Genomic DNA, 26,010 nt, shown 5'->3' on the forward strand with positions numbered 1-26,010 from the left:
TTATCCGCAGGTCTTCCATTTTCCGTTCGGGCCTTTCTTCTCGACACGAAATGACGTAATGGTTTTATTGAATTTATCCAATAATCGGAAACCGATGCCTCTGGCCTTGGGCTCATTCGTCTTGGACAGCACGCCATCTTTCAGGCCCGTCTCTTTATAGTCAACGGTAGAGATGTCCTTGTGGTTATTGAGCATGCTGACCCCTTCGTTATTGACGGTGGCCACTACCCGATACTTCTCATTGCCTGGGTTGAATCCAGGGTTACTGTCCTGGTTGACCCAGACCGCTTTCTCTCCTCGGATATTCGGAACCAAGCCGCCTTTGCCTCCGTTGGCGGCCTTGGACGAGACGGTTTCGCTCTCGCCCATGTACCGGATAATCTCATTCTCTTTAAGCCCCAGCGGGTCGATCCAGGTAAATGGATTCGGTGCGTAGCGATAAAGATTCAGGCTTGCGGCCAGGCCCAAGGGGTCGGGCGTGGTAAAGCGGCCTATGTCGGGATCATAGAAGCGGAAGGTGTTGTAGTGCAGGCCTGTTTCCCGGTCCAGGTATTGCCCCTGAAAACGCAGGTTCTGTTCTTCGATGTAGTACGGCTCACGGACTTCATCAGTGGTATTGCCCCATACCTGGTAGTGAGCGTGCCATAGCGGATGGCCGTCACTTTCCGTCAAGGCCTGTGGCTGACCATTGGGGTCGTTGTGGTAATAGCGGATGCGTTGATGTTCACCGATGCCGTCGACCCGGGCCAAGGGCTCGTGACTGTCGCCAATATAGAGGTACAGGCTGGTCAGGCTATTTTTATGTTCCTTGAGTAATTGCAGGCCATCCCAGTCGAAACGCGTGCGGGCGATGAGACGCCCGTTGTCGTCATGTTCGGTTTTCTCAATCCTTCGGCCCAACGGGTCGTAGCGCATCCTGACGACGTTTCCACCGTCGGATTTCTGGGTTCGAACTTCAACCAGCCGGTGATCCGAGTCGTAACTGAAGCGCTGCAGGCCATGTCGCCCACTGCGCTTTTCAATCATTCGGCCAAAATCATCGTAGCGATAGTGCTTATCCTGATAGCGCTTGAGTTGGTTGTGCGTAACCCGCCCACCTGTACCAGGTGAACTGTCGAGGAGATTGGCGGCGGCATCGAAGGAAAATGTTTCATTCTGGCCTTGTCGAGTGCCCTGGCTTGCCAGGATGCGGCCGGTCACATCGTAGTGCAGCAATTGGCGTTGTTGACCTTTTGGCTGCCGTTCAAGGCGCGCCACCAGGTGGTCGCCAGGATCAAACTCAAAATGGGTTTGATCTGCGGCAGGCATCAACGACGGCTGGCTGGTATGCCGGCGTTGGCGGCTGCGTAAGCGCCCGCTACGGTCATATTCACTCCGTGTGCTGATTTGGCCTTGGGTGCGCAGCACCTCTCGATGCAGCCGGTCGCGTTCGAAGTCGCTGATGACGTGGCCGTCGAGGTTGATTTGGTGCAGATGACCACTGCCATAGTACAGGCGGCTGACCCAACGGCCGTCGGGTAGGTGGGTCTGGATCAGGTTGCCGAGTTCGTCGTAGTGATGCTTCAGAACGCCCGCTGAACTCTGCTCCTCAATCAGATAACCCAGCGCGTCATAAGCAAAGCCCAGTCGTTGTTCGTTGCCGTCGTTAGCGATGACGGTGGCTTCGATTAACTGATTCAACGGGCTATAGCTGTACCGGGACTGTCCATCAGGTGTGATTCGGGTGGTCAGCCGGCCAATGGCATCACGTTCGAGATGATGAACAATGGTCCTTTCACTGGGCTGATGATCACCTCGCGGCGCTGCGATGGTTTCGACTCGTTTTACGTTGTTGAGGACGTCGTACGTGTAGCCTTTGGCGCTGCCATCAAGGTTGCGCTGTTCGGCCAACCGATCCCCCGCATCCCAGGCAAACCGGTAGCTCTCGCCATTCTCATTGGTCAGCGCCTGCAGCCGCCCGTAGCTGTCGTACGCGAATTGTACCTGCCGGCCGTGGGCGTCGGTGCGTTGGCGGACCTGACCGCGACGGTTGTGCTGGTAGAGCGTGGTGTGCCCGGCCGGGTCGGTGTAGCCGGTCAACTGCCCGGCGAGGTCGCGCTGGTACTGTTCGGTGCGGCCATCCGGCAATTGGCTGCTGAGCAAACGGCCTTGGGCGTCGTAGCTGAACTGGGTGCGCTCGCCGAGGGCGTCGGTGATGGTCTGCAGGTAGCCGCGCTGGTCGTAGCTGAACCGTGTCGGGTAACCCGAGCAATCGATGTGCTCCACCAACTGCCCGAACGGATTCCAGCGCAGCTTTTTAAGCTTGCCGGTGGCGTCGATGATTTCGATGACCTGACCGTGGGCGTCATAGCGGTAGCGGGTGACGTGGCCCAGGGGATCGGTTTCGGCGGTGCAGTTGCCGCGTTGATCGTAGCGGTATTTCCAGCTGTGGCCGGCGGCATTGGTGTCCACCAGCGGCAGCGCCCAGTGCTCGAGCCATAACGTCGAATCACTGCGGCCCAACGGATCGGTTTCGCCGATCAGGTTACCGGCCTCGTCATAGCTGTATTCATAGCGCCCGCCCTGTGGGTCGGTGGCGCTGAGCAGTTGGCGTTCGTCGTTCCACTCGAACAGCCAGGTCTGGCCGAGGTTGTCGCTGTATCGGGTGATCTGGTGTTGGCTGTTCCAGTGGCGCGTGCTGACGCGCTGCAAACCGTCGGTAATGCGGGTTACACCGGCCTTGAGGTCATAGTCGAACTGGTAGGTGTCGCCCTCGTCGGTCCAGTGCCGGACCACGCGCCATTCCTGGTCTTCGACCAAGGCCCATTCGTAGAAGCAACGCAGCCCAGTGGGCAGTTGGTGTTCCAGCATTCGCTGGCCGGCGTCGTAGCTGAAACGCCGTTGCACCTGGCCGGTGGCGTCGCGTACTTCGCTCAGGTTGTTCGCTGTGTCGTAGGCGTAGCTGACCAGCACTTCGCGCTGTTGGTCGGGGTAGAGGCGTTCTATCTGGGTGACGCGTTCGCGCTCGCGGATCAGCTCGACTTGCACCAGATCGAAGGTGTCGCGCAGGCGTATCAGTCGTCCGGCGGCGTCGTAGTCGAGGAAGATGCGATTGTCGTTGCGGTCACCGAGTTGGCTCAGGCGCAGCAGGGATGTGTGGCCCGGCGTGGGTTCGAACAGGCGATACACACCGTCGTCGCTTTCGATCAGCAACTGCCCGTTGAGATGACGTCGCACGGCCAGGCCTTCGCCAGCACTGAACACCGCGCCGCCCAACGGGATCGAACCCATGTCGATGGGCCGGGCCTGTTCGTCGGTGTAGAGCAGGGTCTCGCCGCCCTCGGGATGGGCCAGGATCTCCACCTGCACCTCGTAGACCACGCTCCAGCCCGCACCGAACATACCTTCGCGGCGCTCGTCGCGGCTGTTGTAGAAGCGTTGCCAGTCGATTGGCAGAACACCGGGCAAAACGAAGTCCAGCTCTTCATCGCGGCCCAGCACCTTGGCGCCGGTGGCGGCATGCACCGGGTTCGACGAACCCATGGCGGCGTTGGCCGCGGCGCCCATGGCGCTGCTGACCGCCATCGACGCCGCGCCACCGGCCAGCATGCACGGCAGTTTGCTGAAGAACTTGCCCTTGCCCCCCTTGAGCATCAGCAACGCGGTGACCGCCAGCCCCACGCCCGGGGTCTTGCCGCTGCGAATCTCACGCACCACCACTGAGCCGCCGCCGATGGTCACGTCCGGGGAAATCAACCCGGCCGAGACCACCGTCGCATCGCAGGTGCTGCGGTCGCCGCTGCGCACGGCGGGCTGGCCATTGATGGTGACTTTGTCCGAGCCTTCAGCCATGAACTGCGGCGGCATCGGTGGGTGCTTGGTGCAGATCACCAGGTCTTCCGGCCGAGTCTCTGTGCCGGGGGCGGGCGAGGCGACGGTGGGGCGCCACATCTGCGAGAAGAAGTTGCCGGCCATGTCCAGGTAACTGGGCTCGGCTTCTTCTTCCGGCTCGGGCATGTCCAGTTCGGTGCCGGCCGGCGCGACATGGGAAACAACCGCTCCGGCGGCGCGGGCCGAGGGGATGTTGTTGGTAAAGGTGTCCTTGGAGCCGGTGAGGATGTTGGCCTGCACCGTGGGCGGGAAGAGCGCGTTGCCGATGCCTTCGCAGATATTGCTCAGGCCTTCGTCGGCCCCGGTCTTGCTCATGGCAATGCCCACGACCGCCCCCACCACCGCACCGAGCAGGAAACAACCCAAGCCACCCGTGGCGACGGTGATGCCGGTGGCGGCCACCACCGCTGCCGTCGCCAGGGCGGTGATGGCGATGTTGGCCGCCACTTCCAGCACGCCGCCGAGAATGTCGGCCATCATGGAGGTGTGGTTCAGTGCATCGCCCAGGCGAGCGGCCCAGAGCGCGTCAGACATGCTGGGGGCTCATCGTTGCGCGCTGAAGTGTTTCGATGCCCATTGCGCCTATCTCCTTGGCGGTAATTGATGGTCCGTCGCGACGTTATATTAGCTTGACCATGGATTGAGCAAGGCCACGCCGCTGCTTTGAAAATCACTCACATTGCGGGTGACCACGGTCAGGCCATGGACCAGCGCCGTGGCGGCAATCAGTGCATCGCATTCATTGTTGCGATCCGGTACATGCAGGCGAGCGCAGCGCAGCGCGACGGTGCGGTCGACCGCCAGGATCCTGCCGGAAAATGCGGGCAGGACGTGGTTATCCAGCCACGCGCGCAGGCGGCTGCCTTGCACCGGATCCTTGCGTTCGAAGCGCATTACACCAGTTTCCAGCTCCAATACGGTGATTGCCGAGACGTACAGGTTGGGGGCGGACACGCTCCGTGCCCAGGCCTGTACGTTTTTATCTGCATGCGGCTTGCGCAGTTCCGAAATGACATTGGTGTCGAGTAGAAACATCAGGACAGGTCCACTGGCCGGGGAGTGATGACGGCACGTTCGGTATCGAAATCGATATCCGGCGCGTCAGGCATGACCAGCAACTCGACAATGCTGGTGCCAATGCCGGTCAGTTTCTGGTACTGCTCAATGCTTAGCAGTACGTGGGCCGGCTTGCCACGGTCAGTGATGATGACTGGCCCCTGGCGGGCGGCTTTTTTGGCACCACTTGTGTCGTGGTTGAATTCGCGGCTGGAAATGGTCGTGATGGACATGGCAGTGCCCTCATAAACTACAATGTAGGCACGTTACTACTGGCGTGGGAGGCGAGCAAGTGAAACAGCTTCGCTCCTGGATACCCACCAATAAAAAGGCCCCGCCAACATGGGTTGACGGGGCCTTTGGTACATCAGGCGTGTGCCTTACTGGGCATCGGCGGCTGGCGCCGGTTCCCCATGAGACAGGCTGTAGACGTACGCAGCCAGCAGGTGGACCTTGTCGTTACCCTGCAGATCGGCCTGGGCAGGCATCTGGCCCTGGCGACCGTAACGGATGGTCTGCTGCAGCTGAGCGAAGCTCGAACCGTAGATGAAGCCGGCCGGGTGCGTCAGGTCAGGTGCGCCCATGGCAGGCGTGCCCTTGCCGGCTGGACCGTGGCAGGCCACGCAGTTGGCTGCGAACAGCTTCTGGCCGTTGGCCGGGTCGGCCTTGGCGCCTTCCGGCAGTTTACGGCCGTGCAGACTGGTCACCACGTAGGCGGAGACGTCGGCAACACCTTGCTCGCCAACCACGGCAGCCCAGCCCGGCATCACGGCATGACGACCGCCCATGATGGTGGTCTTGATGGTTTCCGGCTCACCACCCCAGCGCCAGTCGGCGTCGGTCAGGTTCGGGAAGCCGTAGGCACCCTTGGCGTCGGAACCGTGGCAGACCGAGCAGTTGGAGGCGAACAGGCGGCCACCCATCTTCAGGGCTTGCGGGTCTTTGGCGACTTCTTCAATCGGCATGGAGGCGAACTTGGCGAAGATCGGGCCGAACTTGGCGTCCGAACGCGCCATTTCCTTTTCCCACTCGTGAACGCCGGTCCAGCCGGTCTGGCCATTGGCGAAAGGGGTCTGCTTTTCGGTGTCCAGATAGTTATACCCTGGCAGCAGGCCTTTCCAGTTGCCCAGGCCCGGGTAGAGCACCAGATAACCCAAGGCGAAGACAATGGTGCCCACGAACAACATGAACCACCATTTAGGCAGTGGGTTGTCGTACTCTTCGATGCCATCGAACGAGTGACCAACAGTCTCGTCCGTTTGTTCGGCGCGCTGGCCCTTACGGGTCGACAGCAGCAGCCAGGTCAGGGCGAAGATCGTACCCAGACTGAGGACTGTGACGTACAGACTCCAGAACGTAGTCATTCTTTGTTACTCCTAGAAGCTTGCTCGACGTGCTTGATGGCTTCGGGATCATCCGCGAACGGCAGCAAGGTCGCGTCGTCAAACTCCGACTTGCGCTTGGGGCTGAACACCCACAACGCCAGACCGATAAAGGCCACCATCACGACGACGGTGCCCAGGCCACGAATCATCCCGATATCCATCTAAATCACCGTTTGCTTTTGATGATGGTGCCCAGGCCTTGCAGATAGGCCACCAGCGCGTCCATTTCAGTCTTGCCCTTCACGGCATCCTTGGCACCGGCGATGTCTTCATCGGTGTAAGGCACGCCCAGGGTACGCAAGACTTCCATTTTCTTGGCGGTGTCTTTGCCGTCGAGCTTGTTTTCTACGAGGAACGGGTAAGCCGGCATTTTCGACTCAGGCACTACGTTGCGCGGGTTGTACAGGTGCGCACGCTGCCAGTCGTCGGAGTAGCGACCGCCCACACGGGCCAGGTCCGGGCCGGTACGCTTGGAACCCCACAGGAACGGGTGGTCCCAGACGCTTTCACCGGCAACCGAGTAGTGGCCATAGCGTTCGGTTTCGGCGCGAAACGGACGGATCATCTGCGAGTGGCAGCCGACGCAGCCGTTGGCGATGTAGACGTCGCGACCTTCCAGTTCAAGAGCGGTGCGCGGCTTCATGCCTTCGACCGGCTTGTTGGTCACGTCCTGGAAAAACAGCGGAACGATCTGGGTCAGGCCGCCGATGCTGACGGCGATGACCATGAAGAAGGCCAGCAGGCCAATATTCTTCTCTACTGTTTCGTGCTTCATCAGTGAGCTCCAACTACGGCGATCTTGGCGGCGGCTTCAGCTTCAGCCGGGTCAGAGGCACGAACGGTGCGATACACGTTGTAGGCCATGAACAGCATGCCGCTGGCGAAGAACGCGCCGCCCAGGGCACGGACGATGAAACCAGGGTGGCTGGCTTGCAGCGCTTCAACGAACGAGTAGGTCAGGGTGCCGTCGTCGTTGATTGCACGCCACATCAGGCCCTGGGTGATGCCGTTGACCCACATCGAGGCGATGTAGAGCACGGTGCCGATGGTGGCGAGCCAGAAGTGAGTGTTGATCAGGCCGGTGCTGTGCATCTGCGCACGACCGAACAGTTTCGGGATCATGTGGTAGATCGCGCCGATGGAAATCATCGCAACCCAGCCCAAGGCCCCGGCGTGTACGTGACCGATGGTCCAGTCGGTGTAGTGGCTCAGGGAGTTGACGGTCTTGATGGCCATCATCGGGCCTTCGAAGGTCGACATGCCGTAGAACGCCAGGGAAACCACCAGGAACCGCAGGATCGGGTCGGTGCGCAGCTTATGCCAGGCGCCCGAGAGGGTCATCATGCCGTTGATCATGCCGCCCCAGCTCGGAGCCAGCAGGATGATCGACATCGCCATGCCCAGGGACTGTGCCCAGTCCGGCAGCGCGGTGTAGTGCAGGTGGTGCGGGCCGGCCCAGATGTACAGGGTGATCAGCGCCCAGAAGTGGACGATGGACAGGCGATAGGAATAGATCGGACGCTCGGCCTGTTTCGGCACGAAGTAATACATCATCCCCAGGAAGCCGGTGGTCAGGAAGAAGCCCACGGCGTTGTGGCCGTACCACCACTGGATCATCGCGTCGGTGGCGCCCGAGTAGGCCGAGTAGGACTTGAAGAAGCTGACCGGCAGGGACGCGTGGTTGACGATGTGCAGCATGGCGGTCACGACGATGAAGGCACCGTAGAACCAGTTACCGACATAGATGTGCTTGGTCTTGCGCTTGACGATAGTGCCGAAGAACACCAGACCGTAGGTCACCCAGACGATGGCCAGCAGAATAGCCAGGGGCCATTCCAGCTCTGCGTATTCCTTGGTGGTGGTGAAACCCATCGGCAAGGTCACGATCGCACCGACGATGACCGCTTGCCAACCCCAGAAGGTGAAGGCGGCGAGGCTGTCGGAAATCAGTCGCGTTTGGCAGGTTCGCTGCACGACGTAATAGGAAGTGGCAAACAACGCACAACCACCGAAGGCGAAGATCACCAGGTTGGTGTGCAGCGGGCGCAGGCGTCCAAACGTCGTCCATGGCAGATCGAAGTTCAACTCCGGCCAGACCAGTTGCGAGGCGATGAATACACCGAGCCCCATGCCAAGGATCCCCCAGACCACCGTCATGATGGCGAACTGGCGGACTACCTTATAGTTATAAGCAGTCGGACTGATTGCTGTGCTCATTCTAAGGTTCCACGGTTTGGGTGTTTTATTAGGATAAAAATCGGTCGCAAGTATGGAGAAAGCGGGGGGTCATTGCAACGCGCCATGACCTGGGTCAATGCTTTCCAAAGCAGATTCTGCGGCCTTTCCATGTGCTGAGTAGGGACAAAATTGGCCCTCGGTAAAATGTCGCAACGAAGGAAAGAGGCGAGGGGGGCAGGTCGGTTGTAACGGGGTGTGTTCGAGCACAGCGTTCGGGTGATGCCAGGCAACTGTCGCAACAGCCGGTATTCACCTGCCTTTGCGGCCTTTTTGTCGAACGATTGTCGAACGCATCGGGTCGGGTCGACCTGAAACCGGCAGTCGCCAGCGCACGCAGAGGCAAGCTTAGACTTGATTCCGGGGAACCGAAAGGAAGACGAAGGGAGGGTGCGACAATGCGTCGCGCAGGGGCACGAAACAGCCGCATCCAGATGGATGCGGCTGTTCGCGTGGTCAGGATTTATTCGCTTTTGCGTTCAGCTTGCAGACGCTCGGCGCCCGCCGCGTGGGACAGGCTGTAGACGTAAGCCGCGAGCAGTTGCACCTTGTCATTGCCGAGCAGCTCATTCTGCGCCGGCATATGGCCCTGACGGCCATGACGGATGGTCTGTTGCAGTTGCGCCAGGCTGGTGCCGTAGATGAAGCCGGCCGGCAAGGTCAGGTCTGGCGCGCCCATGGCTTCGGTGCCTTTACCGTTGGCACCGTGGCAGGCAACGCAAGTGGTGTTGAACGCTTGCTGGCCTGCTTGCAGGTCGGCGCCGCTGTCTGCCGGCAGCGGCAGGCCCGCCAGATCATGGCGCACATACGCGGCCACGTTCTTGACGCCGGCTTCGCCCAGCACTTCGCCCCAGGCCGGCATCGCGGCCATGCGACCGCCCATGATGGTGGCCTTGATGGTTTCGGCACTGCCGCCCCAGCGCCAGTGGCTGTCGGCCAGGTTCGGGAAGCCGAAGGCACCCTTGGCGTCCGAGCCGTGGCAGACCGAGCAGTTGGAGGCGAACAAGCGGCCACCCATCTTCAAGGCCTGTGGGTCCTTGGCGACTTCTTCCACCGGCATGGCGGCGAATTTGGCGAAGATCGGCCCGAACTTGGCGTCGGCCCTGGCCATTTCCTTTTCCCATTCATGGGCGCCGGTCCAGCCATTTTCGTAGCCGGGCAGGATGCCTTTCCAGTTGCCCAGGCCCGGGTAGAGAACCAGGTAGCCGACGGAAAACACCAAAGTGCCGGCGAACAACAGGAACCACCACTGCGGCAGCGGGTTGTCGTACTCCTCGATGCCGTCGAAGCTGTGGCCCATGGTCTGGTCGACGCTGCCCTTGGTCTCGCCCTTGCGGGTGCCGATCAGCAGCCAGGTCAGACCGATCAGGCTGCCGATGGTCAGTACGCTGATCCACGTACTCCAGAAGGTGGTCATGGCCGGGTGCTCCTTGTTGCAGGGTCTTGGGGGTTGGCGATGTCGGCGGATGGCTCGTCGGCGAATGGCAGCAGGCGCGCCTGGGCGAACTCCGAGTTGCGCTTGCTGCTGAATACCCACAGGGTCAGGCCGATGAAGGCCACGAACACCACGACCGTGCCCAGGCCGCGGATCATTCCAGTGCTCATTTCAAGAAACATAGGCTCACCTCTTGCTCTTGATGGCAGTGCCGAGCACTTGCAGGTAGGCCACCAGCGCGTCCATCTCGGTCTTGTCCTTGAGCGAGGCCACGCTGCCGGCGATGTCGTCGTCGGTGTACGGCACGCCCAGGGTGCGCATGGCGCGCAGCTTGCCTTCGGTGTGGCTGCTGTCCACCGTTTGGGTCACCAGCCACGGATAGGCCGGCATCTTCGACTCAGGCACGACGTTGCGCGGGTTGTACAGGTGGGCGCGATGCCAGTCATCGGAGTAGCGCGCGCCGACCCGGGCCAGGTCCGGCCCGGTGCGCTTGGAGCCCCACAGGAACGGGTGGTCCCAGACGCTTTCACCGGCCACCGAGTAGTGGCCGTAGCGCTCGGTCTCGGCGCGGAACGGACGGATCATCTGCGAATGGCAGCCGACGCAGCCTTCGCGGATATAGATGTCGCGACCTTCCAGTTGCAGGGCGGTGTAGGGCTTCATGCCGTCCACCGGTTTGTTGGTCACGTCCTGGAAGAACAGCGGCACGATCTGGGTCAGGCCGCCAATGCTCACGGCCAGAACCATCAGCAGCATCAGCAGGCCGACGTTTTTTTCGATTGTTTCGTGTTTCATGGCGGACTCCTCAAGCCATCTGCGCGGCAGCGGCGGCTTCGGCAGGCTGGTAGGCCCGCACGGTGCGCCAGGTGTTGTAGGCCATCAGCAGCATGCCGAGGAGGAAGATCGCCCCGCCCGCCAGCCGTACGATGAAGCCAGGGTGGCTGGCCACCAGGGTTTCGACGAAGGAGTAGGTCAGGGTGCCGTCCTCGTTCACCGCACGCCACATCAGGCCCTGGGCGATGCCGTTGACCCACATCGAGGCGATGTACAGCACGGTGCCGATGGTTGCGAGCCAGAAGTGCGCGTTGATCAGGCCGATGCTGTGCATCTGGGGGCGGCCGAAGACTTTCGGGATCATGTGATACAGCGCGCCGATGGAAATCATCGCCACCCAGCCCAAGGCACCGGCGTGAACGTGACCGATGGTCCAGTCGGTGTAGTGGGAGAGGGCGTTGACGGTCTTGATGGCCATCATCGGACCTTCGAAGGTCGACATGCCGTAGAACGCCAGGGACACCACCAGGAACCGCAGGATCGGGTCGCTGCGCAATTTATGCCAGGCACCCGACAGGGTCATCATGCCGTTGATCATGCCGCCCCAGCTTGGCGCTAGCAGGATCAGCGACATCACCATGCCCAGGGACTGCGCCCAGTCCGGCAGTGCGGTGTAGTGCAGGTGGTGCGGGCCGGCCCAGATGTACAGGGTGATCAGCGCCCAGAAGTGCACGATGGACAACCGATAGGAGTACACCGGACGCTCGGCCTGCTTCGGCACGAAGTAGTACATCATCCCCAAAAAGCCGGCGGTGAGGAAAAAGCCTACGGCGTTGTGGCCGTACCACCATTGCACCATCGCATCGGTGGCCCCGGCATACACCGAGTAGGATTTGGTGAAGCTCACCGGCAATTCCAGGTTGTTGACGATATGCAGGATCGCCACGGTCAGGATGAACCCGCCGAAGAACCAGTTACCGACATAGATGTGTTTGGTGTTGCGCTTGGCCACGGTGCCGAAGAACACGATGGCGTAGGCGACCCAGACGATGGTGATCAGAATGTCGATCGGCCATTCCAGTTCGGCGTATTCCTTGGAGCTGGTGTAGCCCAGCGGCAGGCTGATGGCCGCCAGCAGGATCACCAATTGCCAGCCCCAGAAGCAGAACGCGGCGATTTTCGGCGCGAACAGCTGTGTCTGACAGGTGCGTTGCACCGAGTAGAACGAACTGGCGAACAGGGCGCAGCCGCCGAAGGCGAAGATCACCGCGTTGGTATGCAACGGGCGCAGGCGGCCGAAGCTGGTCCACGGCAAATCGAAGTTGAGCTGTGGCCAGACCAATTGGGCCGCGAGAAAAACCCCGAGCCCCATGCCGACGATGCCCCACACCACCGTCATAATGGCGAATTGGCGGACCACCTTGTAGTTGTAGGCGGTACTGATAGATGTGTTCATGGTTCCCCATCCACGGTTCAGCCGAAGTGAGCGCTTGCGCAAGGCAGCGCGGCATTCTTCGCCTGGAGTTATAGGCAGACTAAAAGCGAGGCAAGCATGGACAAACAGCACAAGGCCAGTATTGACGGGGATCAATGGGCGCGATGTGTGGCCGAACACGGTTGGCTATGGACGGCGGCGCAAACGGGTGTCAGCGCCGAGCCACCGACCCTGATCCTGGCCCATGGCGCCGGCGCGCCGATGGACAGCGGGTTCATGAACGAAATGGCCGCGCGCCTTGCCGGGCATGGCATCAACGTGTTGCGTTTTGAGTTTCCCTACATGGCTCAACGACGCCTGGACGGCGGTAAACGTCCGCCGAACCCGGCTCCCAAGTTGCTGGAATGCTGGCGTGAGGTGTACGCCACGGTGCGGCCTTATGTCGCTGGGCGGTTGGCCATTGGCGGCAAGTCCATGGGCGGGCGCATGGCGAGTTTGCTGGCCGATGAGCTGAAAGCTGATGCCCTGGTGTGCCTGGGGTATCCCTTCTACGCGGTGGGCAAACCGGAGAAGCCGCGGGTCGAGCACTTGGCAGCCTTGAAGACCCGGACCTTGATCGTCCAGGGCGAGCGCGATGCCTTGGGTAACCGCGAGGCGGTGCAGGGTTACGTGCTGTCACCGAGTATCGAGGTGATGTGGCTGGTGGCGGGGGATCATGATCTGAAACCGCTGAAGGCCTCGGGGTTTAGTCACGAGCAGCATTTGGAGGCGGCGGCGGGCAGGGTGGCCGGGTTTCTTCAGTAGGTTCCTTGCTGGCTATCAAGGCCTCATCGCGAGCAGGCTCGCTCCCACAATTGGAATGCCTTTGAATGAGCAACCTTGACCCTCTGAGGGAGTAAGCCTGCTCCCACAATTGGAATGCCTTTGAATGAGCAACCTTGACCCTCTGAGGGAGTAAGCCTGCTCCCACAATTGGAATGCCTTTGAATGAGCAACCTTGACCCTCTGAGGGAGTAAGCCTGCTCCCACAATTGGAATGCCTTTGAATGAGCAACCTTGACCCTCTGAGGGAGTAAGCCTGCTCCCACAATTGGAATGCCTTTGAATGAGCAACCTTGACCCTCTGAGGGAGTAAGCCTGCTCCCACAATTGGAATGCCTTTGAATGAGCAACCTTGACCCTCTGAGGGAGTAAGCCTGCTCCCACAATTGGAATGCCTTTGAATGAGCAACCTTGACCCTCTGAGGGAGTAAGCCTGCTCCCACAATTGGAATGCCTTTGAATGAGCAACCTTGACCCTCTGAGGGAGTAAGCCTGCTCCCACAATTGGAATGCCTTTGAATGAGCAACCTTGACCCTCTGAGGGAGTAAGCCTGCTCCCACAATTGGAATGCCTTTGAATGAGCAACCTTGACCCCCTGAGGGAGTAAGCCTGCTCCCACAATTGGAATGCCTTTGAATGAGCAACCTTGGCCCCCTGTGGGAGCGAGCCTGCTCGCGATAGCGGCCTGTCAGGCAACAAAAAACCCGGAAGCTTGCGCTGTCCGGGTTTTTCATGAGGCAGGCCTCTATCAGCGGTTGAACCGCTCCACCAGCGAATACTGCGTATTGGCGGTGCGGGTCAGTTCTTCGCTCAGTAGCGCCGAGCTGTGGGCCTGGCCCGAGGTCTGGTCGGCCAGTTCCGAGATGTTGCTGATGTTGCGGCTGATCTCTTCGGCCACCGAACTCTGCTCTTCGGTAGCGGCAGCGATCTGGGTGGTCATGTCGGTGATGTTGGCCACCGCTTCACTGATGCCCACCAGCGCCGCGTCCGCCTCCATGACCCGAGCCACGCCTTCTTCAGCCTGGCGGTGGCCGGCATCCATGGTCTGCACGGCATTGGTGGCGGTTTGCTGGAGCTTGGCGATCAGGGCGTGGATCTGCCCGGTGGATTCACTGGTACGTTGCGCCAGTTGGCGCACTTCGTCCGCCACCACGGCAAAGCCGCGACCCATCTCTCCGGCGCGGGCCGCTTCGATGGCGGCGTTGAGGGCCAGCAGGTTGGTCTGGTCGGCAATGCCTTTGATCACGTCCACCACGCCACCAATCTCGTCGCTGTCCTTGGCCAGCTGGGTCACGGTCTGCCCGGTCTCGCCCACCACCACCGACAAACGTTCGATGGCTTCACGGGTTTCCCCGGCGATGTCGCGTCCACGACTGGTCAGACGATTGGCTTCCTGGGTGGCGTCGGCGGTGCGTTGCACGTGGCTGGCGACTTCCTGGGTCGTCGCGGCCATCTCGTTGACGGCGGTGGCCACCTGTTCGGTCTCCACTCGTTGGCGTTCCAGCCCACTGGAGCTGTTATGGGCCAGCGAGTTCGACTGCCGCGCCTGCTCGTTGAGGTGTTCGGCAGTGTCCTGCAACCGGGTCAGGCAGGTTTTCAGGCGAGCTTCCTGGCTGAGGATCGACATCTCCAGGCGCGCCTGGACGCCCCGGCTGTCGGTGTACATCCGGGCGATCAACGGGTCGGAGGTGGTTTGCTCGGCCAGACGCAGCAGGCGCTTGATCCCGCGCTGTTGCCATTGCAGGCCCATCAGGCCCAGGGGCACCGAGAGCACGGCAGCCAGGGCAAAGCCCCAGGAGGAATTGAGAAACGCACCAACCACGAAGCTCAACTGGCTGACCAGGATAAACGGCAGCCAGTCCTGCAGGATCGGCAACCATTTGTCGCTGCGCGGGATCGCCGGCTTGCCCTGATTGATGCGTTGATAGAGCGCTTCGGCCCGGCTGATCTGCTCGGCGCTGGGCTTGACCCGCACCGACTCGTAGCCGATCACCTGGTTACCTTCGAACACGGGGGTGACATAGGCGTTGACCCAGTAATGGTCACCGCTCTTGCAGCGATTCTTGACGATACCCATCCATGGCAAGCCTTGTTTGAGCGTGTTCCACATATGGGCGAACACGGCCGACGGCACATCGGGATGGCGTACCAGGTTGTGGGGCGAGCGGATCAGTTCCTCCTTGGAAAACCCGCTGATTTCAACGAACGCGTCGTTGCAATAGGTGATCACACCTTTGGCATCGGTAGTGGAAATCAGACGTTGTTGGGCCGGGAAGGTCCTTTCGCGTTGTGTGACGGGCTGGTTGTTACGCATGGTGTGTAGATCCGCAAGGCTTTGAAAGGTTGTCGGCGCCGTCAGGTTTTTATTGAAGTTATTTTTCCGGTCGGTATCACGCCAGCATCGGGTAGGTAAATAGGGCGAAATGAAGCAGATTGAGGCCAAAGTGGGCGGCAATCGCCGCGCCCAGCCCACCAAAGCGATAAGCCAGGCCATAACCGACCCCCGCCATGCCCGACAGCAACACCCATTGCCATCCCGCCCCGGCATGCACCAGGCCGAACAGCAGCGAGGCCAGGACCAATGCCAGATTGTCGCCATAGTTCAGATGTTTGAAGCGTCGGCTCAGGCCACCCTGAATGTAGCCACGAAACAGCGCTTCCTCCACCAACGTCACCAATAAAAGATTATTGAGTACCCATATCCAGGCCGACTCCGGCCACTTCGGTGCCCAATGGATCATTCCCAGCAGCATCGCCCCGCCCAGCGCCAGCACGGCGCTCAGGGTCAGCCCCAGGGCCGTGGCCTGTAGCGACAGGCGAAACGAGCGCCTGCCGACGATCCAGGGACACGCCAGCAGTAACCAGAAGCCGATCAGTGGCTTGTCCTGGTTCAGGTACATGGCAAACGGCACGGCATCGTCGGTAAAACGTTGCGGCGCGATTGCCCGGCCATTGAAAAAACCCGGCATCCAGTGCAAGGCCAACGCCAGGGCCATCACCACAAATAGGGCGTGGCCGAGAAACTGCCCGACCGGTGTCTGCTGCTGGCGCACCGCATACCCGGCGAACAGCAGCAGCGCGACCGAGATCGCAGCAGTCCAGGCCAGATGGCCGAAGGCCAGGGCCAAGGCATAGCCGATGGAAAGGAAGGCCAGGTATGGCCAGGGCAGGGCAGGCATATCACATCCTTTGAGACTGAAGAACCGTTTGTGGCGATGGTGATGGCAGGACCGGCGGGATTATAGGCAGACCCATACGAAAACACCGCCTATTAACAGGCGGTGTTTTCGTAAGACGCTTCTTTTTATTCTGAAATCAATTGCCGTAGGACGTAGTGCAAAATCCCCCCAGCCTTGAAATATTCCACTTCATTCAAGGTGTCGATCCGGCACAACACTTCAATCCGCTCCTGGCGGCCGTCCTCGCGGGTGATGATCAGTGGCAGGTTCATGCGTGGCGTCAGTTCGACGTCGCTCAGGCCCAGGATGTCCAGGGTTTCCTTGCCGGTGAGGTTCAGGCTCTTGCGATTCTGATCGAGCTTGAACTGCAACGGCAGCACGCCCATGCCCACCAGGTTGGAGCGATGGATGCGCTCGAAGCTCTCGGCGATCACCGCTTTGACCCCCAACAGATTGGTGCCCTTGGCGGCCCAGTCCCGACTCGAGCCGGTGCCATATTCCTGTCCGGCGATCACCACCAGGGGCGTGCCCATGGCCTGATACGACATGGCGGCGTCGTAGATCGGCATTTTCTCGCCACTGGGGATGTAGATCGTATTGCCGCCTTCTTCGCCGCCGAGCATTTCGTTGCGGATCCGGATATTGGCGAAGGTGCCGCGCATCATGACCTGATGGTTGCCGCGTCTTGAACCGTAGGAGTTGAAGTCCCGGGGCTCCACGCCCTGTTCGCGCAGATAACGGCCGGCCGGGCTGTCGGTCTTGATATTGCCGGCCGGAGAGATGTGGTCGGTGGTCACCGAGTCGCCGAGCAAAGCCAGGATTCGTGCGCCTTCGACATTGTTGATGGCCGGTGGCGGCCCACTGATGTTCTCGAAGAACGGCGGGTGCTGGATGTAGGTTGAGTCCGATTGCCAGACGTAAGTCGCGGCTTGCGGCACCTCGATAGCCTGCCATTGCTCATCACCGGCAAACACGGCGGCGTATTCCTTGTGGAACATGCTGGTGTTGACCTGGGCCACCGCGTTGGCGACTTCCTGGCTGCTGGGCCAGATATCGCGCAGGTACACCGGGTTGCCGTCGCGGTCGTTGCCCAGCGGTTCACTGCTGATGTCGATGCGCACCGTGCCGGCCAGGGCATAGGCGACCACCAGGGGCGGCGACGCCAGCCAGTTGGTTTTTACCAACGGGTGCACGCGGCCTTCGAAGTTACGATTACCCGACAGCACCGAGGCCACCGTCAGGTCGGCGCTCTGGATGGCTTTTTCGATCGGCTCGGGCAACGGCCCCGAGTTGCCGATACAGGTCGTGCAACCGTAACCCACCAGATCGAAACCCAGTTTGTCCAGGTACTCGGTCAGCCCGGCGGCCTTGTAGTAATCGGTGACCACCTTCGAACCTGGCGCCAGGGAACTCTTGACCCACGGCTTACGGGTCAGGCCTTTCTCCACGGCTTTTTTCGCCAGCAGCCCGGCGGCCATCATCACGCTGGGGTTGGAGGTGTTGGTGCAAGAGGTAATGGCCGCAATCACCACTGCGCCGTTTTTCAGGCGATGGGTCCGGCCCTCGAACTCGTATTCGCTTTCCCCCACCTGATCGGCGTTGCCTACCGCGACCCCACCGCCGCCTTCGCTTTCCAGGCGGCCTTCTTCCTTGCTGGTGGGTTTGACGTTCAGGCCCAGGAAGTCGCTGAAAGCCTGGCCGACATTCGGCAGTGAGACCCGGTCTTGAGGACGCTTGGGCCCGGCGAGACTGGCCTCGACACTCCCCATGTCCAGTTCCAGCGTGTCGGTGAATACCGGTTCCTGGCCGGGCAGCCGCCACAGGCCCTGAGCCTTGCAGTAGGCTTCCACCAGCTTCACGGTTTCGGTCGGACGTCCGGACAGGCGCAGGTAGTCCAGGGTCACGTCGTCCACCGGGAAGAAACCGCAGGTGGCGCCGTATTCCGGGGCCATGTTGGCGATGGTGGCGCGGTCGGCCAGCGGCAGGTCGGCAAGGCCGTCGCCATAGAACTCGACGAATTTGCCCACCACACCTTTCTTGCGCAGCATTTGGGTGACCGTCAGCACCAGGTCGGTGGCGGTGATGCCTTCGCGCAGCTTGCCGATGAGTTTGAAACCGATGACTTCTGGAATCAGCATCGACACCGGCTGGCCGAGCATGGCCGCTTCGGCCTCAATCCCGCCGACGCCCCAGCCCAGTACACCGAGGCCGTTGATCATGGTGGTGTGGGAATCGGTGCCCACCAAGGTGTCCGGGAACGCATAGGTCCGTCCGTCTTCCTCTTTGGTCCACACGGTGCGGCCCAGGTATTCGAGGTTGACCTGGTGGCAGATGCCGGTGCCCGGCGGCACCACGCTAAAATTGTCGAAGGCGCTCTGGCCCCAACGCAGGAAGGCGTAGCGCTCTCCGTTGCGCTGCATTTCGATGTCGACGTTCTGTTCGAACGCCTGGCTGCTGGCGAAATTGTCCACCATCACCGAGTGGTCGATCACCAGGTCCACGGGTGACAGCGGGTTGATCCGCTGCGGATCGCCACCGGCCTTTTCCATGGCGGCGCGCATGGCGGCCAGATCGACCACGGCCGGGACGCCGGTGAAGTCTTGCATCAGTACCCGAGCAGGACGGTATTGAATTTCCCGGTCGGAACGACGCTCCTTCAGCCAGCCGGCGAGGGCCTTGAGATCGGTGCCGGTGACCGTTTTTTCATCTTCCCAGCGCAGCAGGTTCTCCAGCAGCACTTTGAGGGACATGGGCAACCGGTCCAGGTCTCCCAGGCTTCGGGCAGCGTCGGGCAGGCTGAAATAGTGGTAAATCCTGGCGTCGACTTGCAGCGTTTTAAGGGTTTTCAGGCTATCGAGGGACGGCATTGAAATGACTCCTTTGAGTCCGCACGGCTACGGACTGACGGGACGGACAGAGCCTTTAACCTAGCCCTGTTTTGAGCGTATGACTAATCACTGGACTCTACGAGCGGGTTTGGGGTTCCGAACTCCGCTATCATGCGCCGGTTTTCGTGACAGGCTTTGCTACGGAGTTTCAATGAACACGCTTTTCATGCACTGCCGACCAGGCTTCGAAGGCGAGGTCTGTTCCGAGATCGCCGAACACGCCGCACGGCTGAACGTGGCCGGCTACGCCAAGGCCAAGCCGGCCAGCGCCTGCGCCGAATTTGTCTGTACCGAAGACGACGGCGCCGAGCGACTGATGCGCGGCCAGCGTTTCGCCGAGCTGATTTTTCCGCGCCAGTGGGCGCGTGGCAGCTTCATCGATCTGCCGGAAACCGACCGCATCAGTGTCATCCTGGCCCACATGAGCGCCTTCCCGACCTGCGGCAGCTTGTGGCTGGAGGTGGTGGACACCAATGACGGTAAAGAGCTGTCGAACTTCTGCAAGAAATTCGAAGGGCCGCTGCGCAAGGCGCTGACCGGCGCCGGCAAACTGGTGGATGACCCGTACAAGCCACGCCTGCTGTTGACCTTCAAGAGCGGTCGCGAAGTCTTCCTGGGCCTGGCGCAGGCCGATAATTCGGCCATGTGGCCGATGGGCATTCCACGCCTGAAATTTCCTCGGGAGGCGCCGAGCCGGTCCACCCTCAAGCTTGAAGAGGCCTGGCACCACTTTATTCCTCGGGATCAGTGGGACGAGCGCCTGCACAGCGACATGACCGGTGTGGACCTAGGCGCCGCGCCGGGCGGCTGGACCTGGCAACTGGTCAACCGCGGCATGCTGGTGACGGCCATCGACAACGGGCCGATGGCCGAAAGCCTGATGGACACTGGCCTGGTGCAGCATCTGATGGCGGACGGCTTTACGTTCAAGCCCAAGCAGCCGGTGGACTGGATGGTCTGCGACATCGTCGAGAAGCCGGCGCGTAATGCGGCGATGCTGGAAGAGTGGATCGGCGAAGGGCACTGCCGCGAGGCGGTGGTCAACCTCAAGCTGCCGATGAAGCAGCGTTACGCCGAAGTGAAGCGCCTGCTCGAACGTATCGCCGACGGCTTCAAGGCCCGGGGCATCAAGGTCGAGATCGGCTGCAAGCAGCTGTACCACGACCGTGAGGAAGTGACGTGCCATCTGCGGCGGCTGGACGCCAAAAAGCCCAAGTCCCGCTAGCGCTTGAAAGGCAATGAAATCCCTGTGGGAGCGAGCCTGCTCGCGATATCGGTGCATCAGTGGACATCGATGTTGGGTGGCCCGACGCTATCGCGAGCAGGCTCGCTCCCACAGGGGGCAGTGTTAAGCCAGAGGTGACCTTGCACCGACATTGCGCGACAATGCCCGCCAGTTTCAGGAGTAGAACATGAGTGAAATGAACGATACGCCGGTCGACGGCACGCTGGATGCCACCGGCCTCAATTGCCCGGAGCCGGTGATGATGCTGCACCAGCACATCCGCGACCTGATGCCCGGCGGGCTGTTGAAGGTGATTGCCACCGACCCCTCGACCCGTCGCGACATTCCCAAGTTCTGTGTGTTCCTCGACCACGAACTGGTGGCCCAGGACGAGGTCGATGGCACCTACCGCTACTGGATCCGCAAGAAGCTCGCTTAGTCCGCCGAACGACTGATGCGGATCTGCTTGCGTGCGCTGCGTGTCAGGCGGATCGACAGCATCAGCGCTGCGCAGCTCAAGCCCACGATCAGGCCCTGCCACAACCCGCTCGGACCGCTGGCGGTGCCGAGCCAGTCGGTCAGGCCCAGGATGTAACCCACGGGCAGGCCAATGCCCCAGTAGGCGAACAGCGTCAGGATCATCGTCACCCGGGTGTCCTGGTAGCCGCGCAACGCGCCCGCCGCCGTGACCTGGATCGCGTCGGAAAACTGAAACAACGCCGCATAGACGATCAACATCGACGCCACTTCGATCACCACCGGATCGCCGGTATAGATCGCCGCGATGGGCCCGCGCAGCCAGAACATCAGGCTCGCCGACAGGCAGGCATACGCCAGCGCCGTACCCATGCCGACTCCGGCGGCGAAGCGCGCTTCGCGCGGCTGGCGCCGGCCCAGGGCCTGGCCGACCCGCACCGTCACAGCCATGCCCAACGAATAGGGAATCATGAACACCAGAGAGCTGAAGTTCAGGGCGATCTGGTGCCCGGCCACCACGGTGGCGCCGAGGCTGCCGATCAGCAGGGCAATCACTGCAAAAATGCTCGATTCGGCAAATACCGCGATGCCAATCGGCAGGCCGATACCCAGCAGGCGCTTGATGACGGTCCATTGTGGCCAGTCGAAGCGGTTGAATAGCCGGCTCGACTGGTAGGCCGGCGCCCAGCGCGCCCAACCGGCCATGCCCAGGGCCATGAACCACATCACCAGGGCCGTGGCCCAGCCGCAACCGACGCCGCCCATGGCGGGCAGGCCCAGATGCCCGTAAATGAAGATGTAATTGAGCGGGATGTTCAGCGCCAGCCCGCACAAACCCAGGACCATCGCCGGTCGCGTTCGGCCCAGGCCGTCGCTGAAGCAGCGAAGCACGTGATACAGCGCCACCGCCGGCAGGCCGGTGGCGATGCCTTGCAGGTACTCCATGCAAGGACCGATCAGTTCGGGGTCCACGTTCATGATGTGCAGGATCGGTTCGGCGCCGAGCAGCGCCAGCGTGGCAATCAACCCCACCACCAGCGCCAGCCACAACGCCTGGCGCACCAGCGGACCAATCTCGTCGAACGTGCCGGCGCCGAAGCGCTGGGCGACTTTCGGCGTGGTGGCCAACAGTGTGCCGGTCATCAACAGGAACACCGGCACCCAGATCGAATTGCCCAGTGCCACCGCCGCCAGGTCCCGTGGTCCGACCCGGCCGGCCATCACCGCGTCGACAAAGCCCATGGCAGTGGTCGCCAGCTGCGCCACCATGATCGGCAATGCCAGGGCCAGGAGCGTCTTGAGCTCCAGGCGAACCCGGGCCGGGCGGGAGAGGGTGGTGGCGTGGTCGATCACAGGATTCACAGGCGAAACGTCCGAAAAAATAAGCGCGAGGCGGCGCATTCTACGCCTTGACGCAGTGGTCAGGAAAAAACCTGTGTTGTGGATTTGTAATCGCTCGCTTAGCCATGCGAATGCTGTTGTGGCGAGGGAGCTTGCTCCCTCGCCACAACATCAATCACTGAAGTAATGGGCTGGCCCATCGACTCGAGGAACGCCTACACTGCCCATCCCGCCAAAGGAGCTCTGCCATGCTGATCGTCGCCGACGAAAATATTCCCCTGCTCGATGCGTTTTTCCAAGGGTTTGGCGAGATCCGCCGGGTTCCGGGCCGGGGGATTGACCGGACAATGGTCGAGCAGGCCGATGTGTTGCTGGTGCGCTCCGTCACCCAGGTCAACCGCACGCTGCTGGAAGGCAGCAAGGTGAAGTTCGTCGGCACCTGCACCATCGGCACCGATCACCTGGATCTGGATTATTTCGCCGAGGCCGGTATTCGTTGGGCCAGCGCACCGGGTTGCAACGCCCGTGGCGTGGTGGACTACGTGCTGGGCAGCCTGATGACCCTGGCTGAAATCGAAGGCGCGGACCTCAAGCAACGCACCTTTGGCGTGGTCGGTGCCGGGCAGGTGGGCGGGCGGTTGGTTGAGGTGCTCAAGGGCCTGGGTTGGACGGTGAAAGTCTGCGATCCACCCCGTCAGGCTGCCGAAGGCGGCGACTACGTGAGTCTGGAACAGATCATCGAGCAGTGCGATGTGATCAGCCTGCACACACCGTTGACTCGCGACGGCGCGCAACCGACCTGGCACCTGTTCGATGAGCAGCGCCTGCGCCGGCTCCAGCCCGGTACCTGGCTGATCAACGCAGCCCGTGGACCGGTGATCGACAACACAGCGCTGCGCGAGGTGCTGCTGGAGCGCGAAGACCTGCAAGCGGTGCTGGATGTCTGGGAGCATGAGCCGAGCGTGGATGCGGATCTGGCCGACCTGTGCGTGATCGCCACCCCGCACATTGCCGGCTACAGCCTCGATGGTCGCCAGCGTGGTACGGCGCAGATCTACGAATCCTTGTGCGCATTCCTCGAGCAACCGGTTGCGGTCCGGTTGAGCGATCTGCTGCCCCGGCCATGGCTGGGCGGCATCACGCTGGACGCTGACACTGATCCGGCCTGGGCGCTGGCGATGTTGTGCCGTGGCGTGTATGACCCACGTCGTGACGACGCGGATTTTCGTCGCAGCCTGGTGGGAACGGTCAGCGACCAACGCAGCGCTTTCGATGCCCTGCGCAAGCATTATCCGCCGCGTCGGGAGATCGACAGCCTGAAGGTTCGCATCGAGGGGCAGTCGCCGGCGTTGCAACAGATCTTGAGCGCTCTGGGCGCCACCAGCCTTTAATCGTGGATCGCTTTTGTGGCGAGGGAGCTTGCTCCAGGTCACAGGAGCCCGCAAAGGCGCGGGCATAAAAAACCCGACATCATGGTCGGGTTCAATGAAGACGGGCTGTATCACTTTTGTTCGGCAGGCTTGACCAGTCGTTTTTCCAGCTCGCTGCAGGCTTTCTGGATCATGTCTTCGGTGATCGGTACTTCGCGCCCTTGGGCGTCGATGAACGAGCAGCCCAGAGACTGGTCCGGTTGCGTGCGGATCACTTGAATCTTGTCGTCGCTGCTGTGTTGCAAGGACATGGCCTGTCTCCTCATCAGGTTGTGTGCCTATTTTAGTGTCGCCAGGTGACCGAGCCATGACACTCCTTGTAGGTTCATGGCGACAGCTCCACTCAATCAGAAACACGGTCGCGTTTCCAGCCAGACTTTAGACCGATAACATCTAGCCTCTAGTCGCTACGGTCATATTTAACCTGACTCATTCTGATTCAACCAAGTTCCGCTGCGCTTCGGTGTCGCCGGGCGGTCCATTTCCTGCTGCATTATCGGATGCTTCTGATGCTCTCTTCCCAACAACGCCGTGCCATACGCCTGGCCAGTGGCTTCATTGCTCCTTATCGCAAGCAGGTTGCTGGCGCCTTATTGGCCCTTATCGTCACCGCCGCAATCACCTTGTCCATGGGGCAAGGCATCCGGTTGCTGGTGGACCAGGGCTTCATGACGCGCTCCCCGCACCTGCTCAACCAGTCCATTGGCCTGTTCATGGTGCTTGTAGTGGGATTGGCGATCGGCACTTTTTCCCGTTTCTACCTGGTGTCCTGGATTGGCGAGCGAGTGGTAGCCGATATCCGCCGGCAGGTCTTCAACCATCTGGTGTACCTGCACCCGGGCTTTTACGAAAACAACCGCAGCTCGGAAATCCAGTCGCGCCTGACCGCCGATACGACCTTGTTGCAGTCAGTGATCGGCTCGTCGTTGTCGCTATTCTTGCGCAACGCCTTGATGGTGGTCGGCGGCATTGTGTTGTTGTTCATCACCAACCCCAAACTCACCAGTATCGTGGTGATCGCGCTGCCGTTGGTCTTGGCGCCGATCCTGATATTCGGGCGGCGGGTGCGCAGCCTGTCGCGCCAGAGCCAGGACCGCATTGCCGATGTCGGCAGCTACGTCTCCGAGACTCTCGGCCAGATCAAAACCGTGCAGGCCTACAACCATCAGGTCCAGGATGAACGGCGCTTTGCCGTGACCGTGGAGCAGGCCTTCGACACCGCCCGCAAGCGCATCGCCCAGCGGGCCTGGCTGATCACACTGGTGATCGTGCTGGTGCTGGGGGCGGTGGGGGTGATGCTCTGGGTCGGGGGCATGGACGTGATCGCCGGGCGGATTTCCGGCGGTGAGCTGGCGGCGTTTGTGTTCTACAGCCTGATCGTCGGCAGCGCTTTCGGCACCCTGAGCGAAGTCATCGGCGAGTTGCAGCGGGCGGCTGGTGCGGCTGAGCGCATTGCCGAATTGCTGCGCTCGGAAAACATCATCCAGCCGCCGGTTTCTGGCCTGGTGACTCTGCCTGAGCGGGTACGGGGTGATTTACGTCTCGAAGGCGTGCGCTTCTCATATCCGTCCCGGCCGGACAGCTATGCGGTCGACGGCCTGGACCTGAGTGTCCAGGCTGGCGAGACCCTGGCCCTGGTCGGGCCGTCCGGTGCCGGGAAATCCACGGTGTATGACTTGCTCCTGCGCTTCTACGACCCGACGCAAGGGCGGATTCTCATCGATGATGTGCCGCTGACCCAGCTCGATCCACTGGACCTGCGTCGCCATTTCGCCCTGGTTTCGCAGAACCCGGCGCTGTTTTTCGGCACGGTTGAAGAGAACATCCGCTACGGCAACCCCGAGGCGACGTCCGAGCAGGTGCGCGAAGCCGCGCAGATCGCCCATGCCCACGATTTCATCGAAAAAATGCCGGAGGGTTACCAGACCCACCTGGGTGACGGCGGTCTGGGGTTATCCGGCGGTCAACGCCAGCGTCTGGCCATCGCCCGAGCGCTGTTGGTGGACGCACCGATCCTGCTATTGGACGAAGCCACCAGCGCCCTCGACGCGCAAAGCGAACACTTGATCCAGCAAGCGCTGCCCAGCCTGATGAAAAATCGCACCACCCTGGTCATCGCCCACCGCCTGGCCACGGTGAAAAATGCCGACCGGATCGCGGTGATGGATCAGGGCAAAGTAGTCGCCGTGGGCACCCATCAGGAACTGGTGGCCAGTAACGCGTTGTATGCGCGATTGGCAGCGTTGCAGTTCAATCAGCAGGGTGATTCTGTTCCGTGAGCCTGCTGAGCCGAAACCAATGTGGGAGCGAGCCTGCTCGGGATAGGGGCAGATAGGTAACCATGAGGTCGACTGTCACTCCGCTATCGCGAGCAGGCTCGCTCCCACAGGGTCTGCAACCGAGCAAAAAAATGCCCGCATCGAAAGATGCGGGCATTTTTTCAGGAACAACTTGCCG

21 protein-coding genes are annotated in these 26,010 nt (G+C 61.2%); 5 read left to right on the top strand and 16 right to left on the bottom strand.

Features of this window, described 5'->3' with window-relative positions; all coding sequences use genetic code 11:
• From AC3I65_RS08555 to ccoN (AC3I65_RS08605), 11 genes are all read right to left on the bottom strand, one after another.
• Positions 1-4,404 (bottom strand): RHS repeat-associated core domain-containing protein, encoded by a 4,404-nt coding sequence (locus AC3I65_RS08555; RefSeq protein WP_488523628.1) that lies wholly within the window; start codon positions 4,402-4,404, stop codon positions 1-3.
• A gap of 90 nt (positions 4,405-4,494) precedes the next feature.
• A complete protein-coding gene (locus tag AC3I65_RS08560) occupies positions 4,495-4,905 on the bottom strand; it encodes a type II toxin-antitoxin system VapC family toxin (protein WP_188252457.1) in 411 nt (136 codons plus the stop codon).
• The gene (locus AC3I65_RS08565; RefSeq protein WP_047227185.1) at positions 4,905-5,159 is read right to left on the bottom strand and encodes a type II toxin-antitoxin system Phd/YefM family antitoxin; all 255 of its coding nucleotides are present in this window, start codon (positions 5,157-5,159) and stop codon (positions 4,905-4,907) included. The genes AC3I65_RS08560 and AC3I65_RS08565 overlap by 1 nt, the downstream gene beginning before the upstream one ends.
• A gap of 147 nt (positions 5,160-5,306) precedes the next feature.
• The gene (gene ccoP / locus AC3I65_RS08570; protein WP_076385618.1) at positions 5,307-6,290 is read right to left on the bottom strand and encodes a cytochrome-c oxidase, cbb3-type subunit III; all 984 of its coding nucleotides are present in this window, start codon (positions 6,288-6,290) and stop codon (positions 5,307-5,309) included.
• The gene (locus AC3I65_RS08575; RefSeq protein ID WP_003183474.1) at positions 6,287-6,472 is read right to left on the bottom strand and encodes a CcoQ/FixQ family Cbb3-type cytochrome c oxidase assembly chaperone; all 186 of its coding nucleotides are present in this window, start codon (positions 6,470-6,472) and stop codon (positions 6,287-6,289) included. The genes ccoP (AC3I65_RS08570) and AC3I65_RS08575 overlap by 4 nt, the downstream gene beginning before the upstream one ends.
• A gap of 5 nt (positions 6,473-6,477) precedes the next feature.
• Positions 6,478-7,086: a cytochrome-c oxidase, cbb3-type subunit II gene (gene ccoO / locus AC3I65_RS08580; RefSeq protein WP_014339380.1), complete on the bottom strand. Its 609-nt coding sequence runs from the start codon at positions 7,084-7,086 to the stop codon at positions 6,478-6,480.
• A complete protein-coding gene (gene ccoN / locus AC3I65_RS08585) occupies positions 7,086-8,528 on the bottom strand; it encodes a cytochrome-c oxidase, cbb3-type subunit I (protein ID WP_047227187.1) in 1,443 nt (480 codons plus the stop codon). The genes ccoO (AC3I65_RS08580) and ccoN (AC3I65_RS08585) overlap by 1 nt, the downstream gene beginning before the upstream one ends.
• A gap of 481 nt (positions 8,529-9,009) precedes the next feature.
• Positions 9,010-9,963, bottom strand: coding sequence for a cytochrome-c oxidase, cbb3-type subunit III (gene ccoP, locus AC3I65_RS08590; protein ID WP_047227188.1), 954 nt, complete (start codon positions 9,961-9,963; stop codon positions 9,010-9,012).
• Entirely contained in the window at positions 9,960-10,163 is a 204-nt protein-coding gene (locus tag AC3I65_RS08595; protein ID WP_047227189.1) for a cbb3-type cytochrome oxidase subunit 3, read from the bottom strand. Before AC3I65_RS08595 ends, ccoP (AC3I65_RS08590) begins: the two co-directional genes overlap by 4 nt.
• Before the next feature lie 4 nt (positions 10,164-10,167).
• Positions 10,168-10,776, bottom strand: coding sequence for a cytochrome-c oxidase, cbb3-type subunit II (ccoO, locus tag AC3I65_RS08600; protein WP_047227190.1), 609 nt, complete (start codon positions 10,774-10,776; stop codon positions 10,168-10,170).
• Between the two features lie 10 nt (positions 10,777-10,786).
• Positions 10,787-12,211 carry a cytochrome-c oxidase, cbb3-type subunit I gene (ccoN, locus tag AC3I65_RS08605; RefSeq protein WP_047227191.1) on the bottom strand — a complete coding sequence of 475 codons (1,425 nt, stop codon included), beginning with the start codon at positions 12,209-12,211 and terminating at the stop codon, positions 10,787-10,789.
• A gap of 96 nt (positions 12,212-12,307) precedes the next feature.
• On the opposite strand from ccoN (AC3I65_RS08605), the gene AC3I65_RS08610 reads away from it, so the two are divergent.
• Entirely contained in the window at positions 12,308-12,994 is a 687-nt protein-coding gene (locus tag AC3I65_RS08610) for an alpha/beta family hydrolase (protein ID WP_047227192.1), read from the top strand.
• Between the two features lie 767 nt (positions 12,995-13,761).
• On the opposite strand, the gene AC3I65_RS08615 is transcribed toward AC3I65_RS08610, so the two are convergent.
• The 3 genes from AC3I65_RS08615 to acnA all read right to left on the bottom strand — a co-directional run bounded on the left by AC3I65_RS08615 (position 13,762) and on the right by acnA (position 19,059).
• Positions 13,762-15,327, bottom strand: coding sequence for a methyl-accepting chemotaxis protein (locus tag AC3I65_RS08615; RefSeq protein WP_076385612.1), 1,566 nt, complete (start codon positions 15,325-15,327; stop codon positions 13,762-13,764).
• A gap of 76 nt (positions 15,328-15,403) precedes the next feature.
• A complete protein-coding gene (locus tag AC3I65_RS08620; protein ID WP_288916380.1) occupies positions 15,404-16,192 on the bottom strand; it encodes a CPBP family intramembrane glutamic endopeptidase in 789 nt (262 codons plus the stop codon).
• A 125-nt stretch (positions 16,193-16,317) separates the two neighbouring features.
• Positions 16,318-19,059: an aconitate hydratase AcnA gene (acnA, locus tag AC3I65_RS08625; RefSeq protein WP_047227195.1), complete on the bottom strand. Its 2,742-nt coding sequence runs from the start codon at positions 19,057-19,059 to the stop codon at positions 16,318-16,320.
• Between the two features lie 172 nt (positions 19,060-19,231).
• On the opposite strand from acnA, the gene rlmM reads away from it, so the two are divergent.
• Both rlmM and tusA read left to right on the top strand, forming a co-directional pair.
• Positions 19,232-20,305 (top strand): 23S rRNA (cytidine(2498)-2'-O)-methyltransferase RlmM, encoded by a 1,074-nt coding sequence (gene rlmM, locus AC3I65_RS08630; RefSeq protein ID WP_076385610.1) that lies wholly within the window; start codon positions 19,232-19,234, stop codon positions 20,303-20,305.
• Between the two features lie 187 nt (positions 20,306-20,492).
• Positions 20,493-20,744 carry a sulfurtransferase TusA gene (gene tusA / locus AC3I65_RS08635; protein WP_047227197.1) on the top strand — a complete coding sequence of 84 codons (252 nt, stop codon included), beginning with the start codon at positions 20,493-20,495 and terminating at the stop codon, positions 20,742-20,744.
• On the opposite strand, the gene AC3I65_RS08640 is transcribed toward tusA, so the two are convergent.
• Positions 20,741-22,144, bottom strand: coding sequence for an MATE family efflux transporter (locus AC3I65_RS08640; RefSeq protein ID WP_160892046.1), 1,404 nt, complete (start codon positions 22,142-22,144; stop codon positions 20,741-20,743). The two genes, tusA and AC3I65_RS08640, sit on opposite strands and share 4 nt — an antisense overlap.
• 227 nt (positions 22,145-22,371) lie before the next feature.
• Here AC3I65_RS08640 and pdxB point away from each other — a divergent pair, with 227 nt between their 5' ends.
• A complete protein-coding gene (gene pdxB, locus AC3I65_RS08645; RefSeq protein WP_488523629.1) occupies positions 22,372-23,514 on the top strand; it encodes a 4-phosphoerythronate dehydrogenase PdxB in 1,143 nt (380 codons plus the stop codon).
• A gap of 110 nt (positions 23,515-23,624) precedes the next feature.
• On the opposite strand, the gene AC3I65_RS08650 is transcribed toward pdxB, so the two are convergent.
• Complete coding sequence (locus AC3I65_RS08650; RefSeq protein WP_003199629.1) at positions 23,625-23,804, bottom strand: PA1571 family protein; 180 nt, start codon at positions 23,802-23,804, stop codon at positions 23,625-23,627.
• A 249-nt stretch (positions 23,805-24,053) separates the two neighbouring features.
• Here AC3I65_RS08650 and AC3I65_RS08655 point away from each other — a divergent pair, with 249 nt between their 5' ends.
• Positions 24,054-25,832 (top strand): ABC transporter transmembrane domain-containing protein, encoded by a 1,779-nt coding sequence (locus AC3I65_RS08655; protein WP_488523630.1) that lies wholly within the window; start codon positions 24,054-24,056, stop codon positions 25,830-25,832.
• Positions 25,833-26,010 lie beyond the last annotated feature (178 nt).

It is taken from the genome of Pseudomonas sp. N-1-13, from assembly GCF_057787095.1.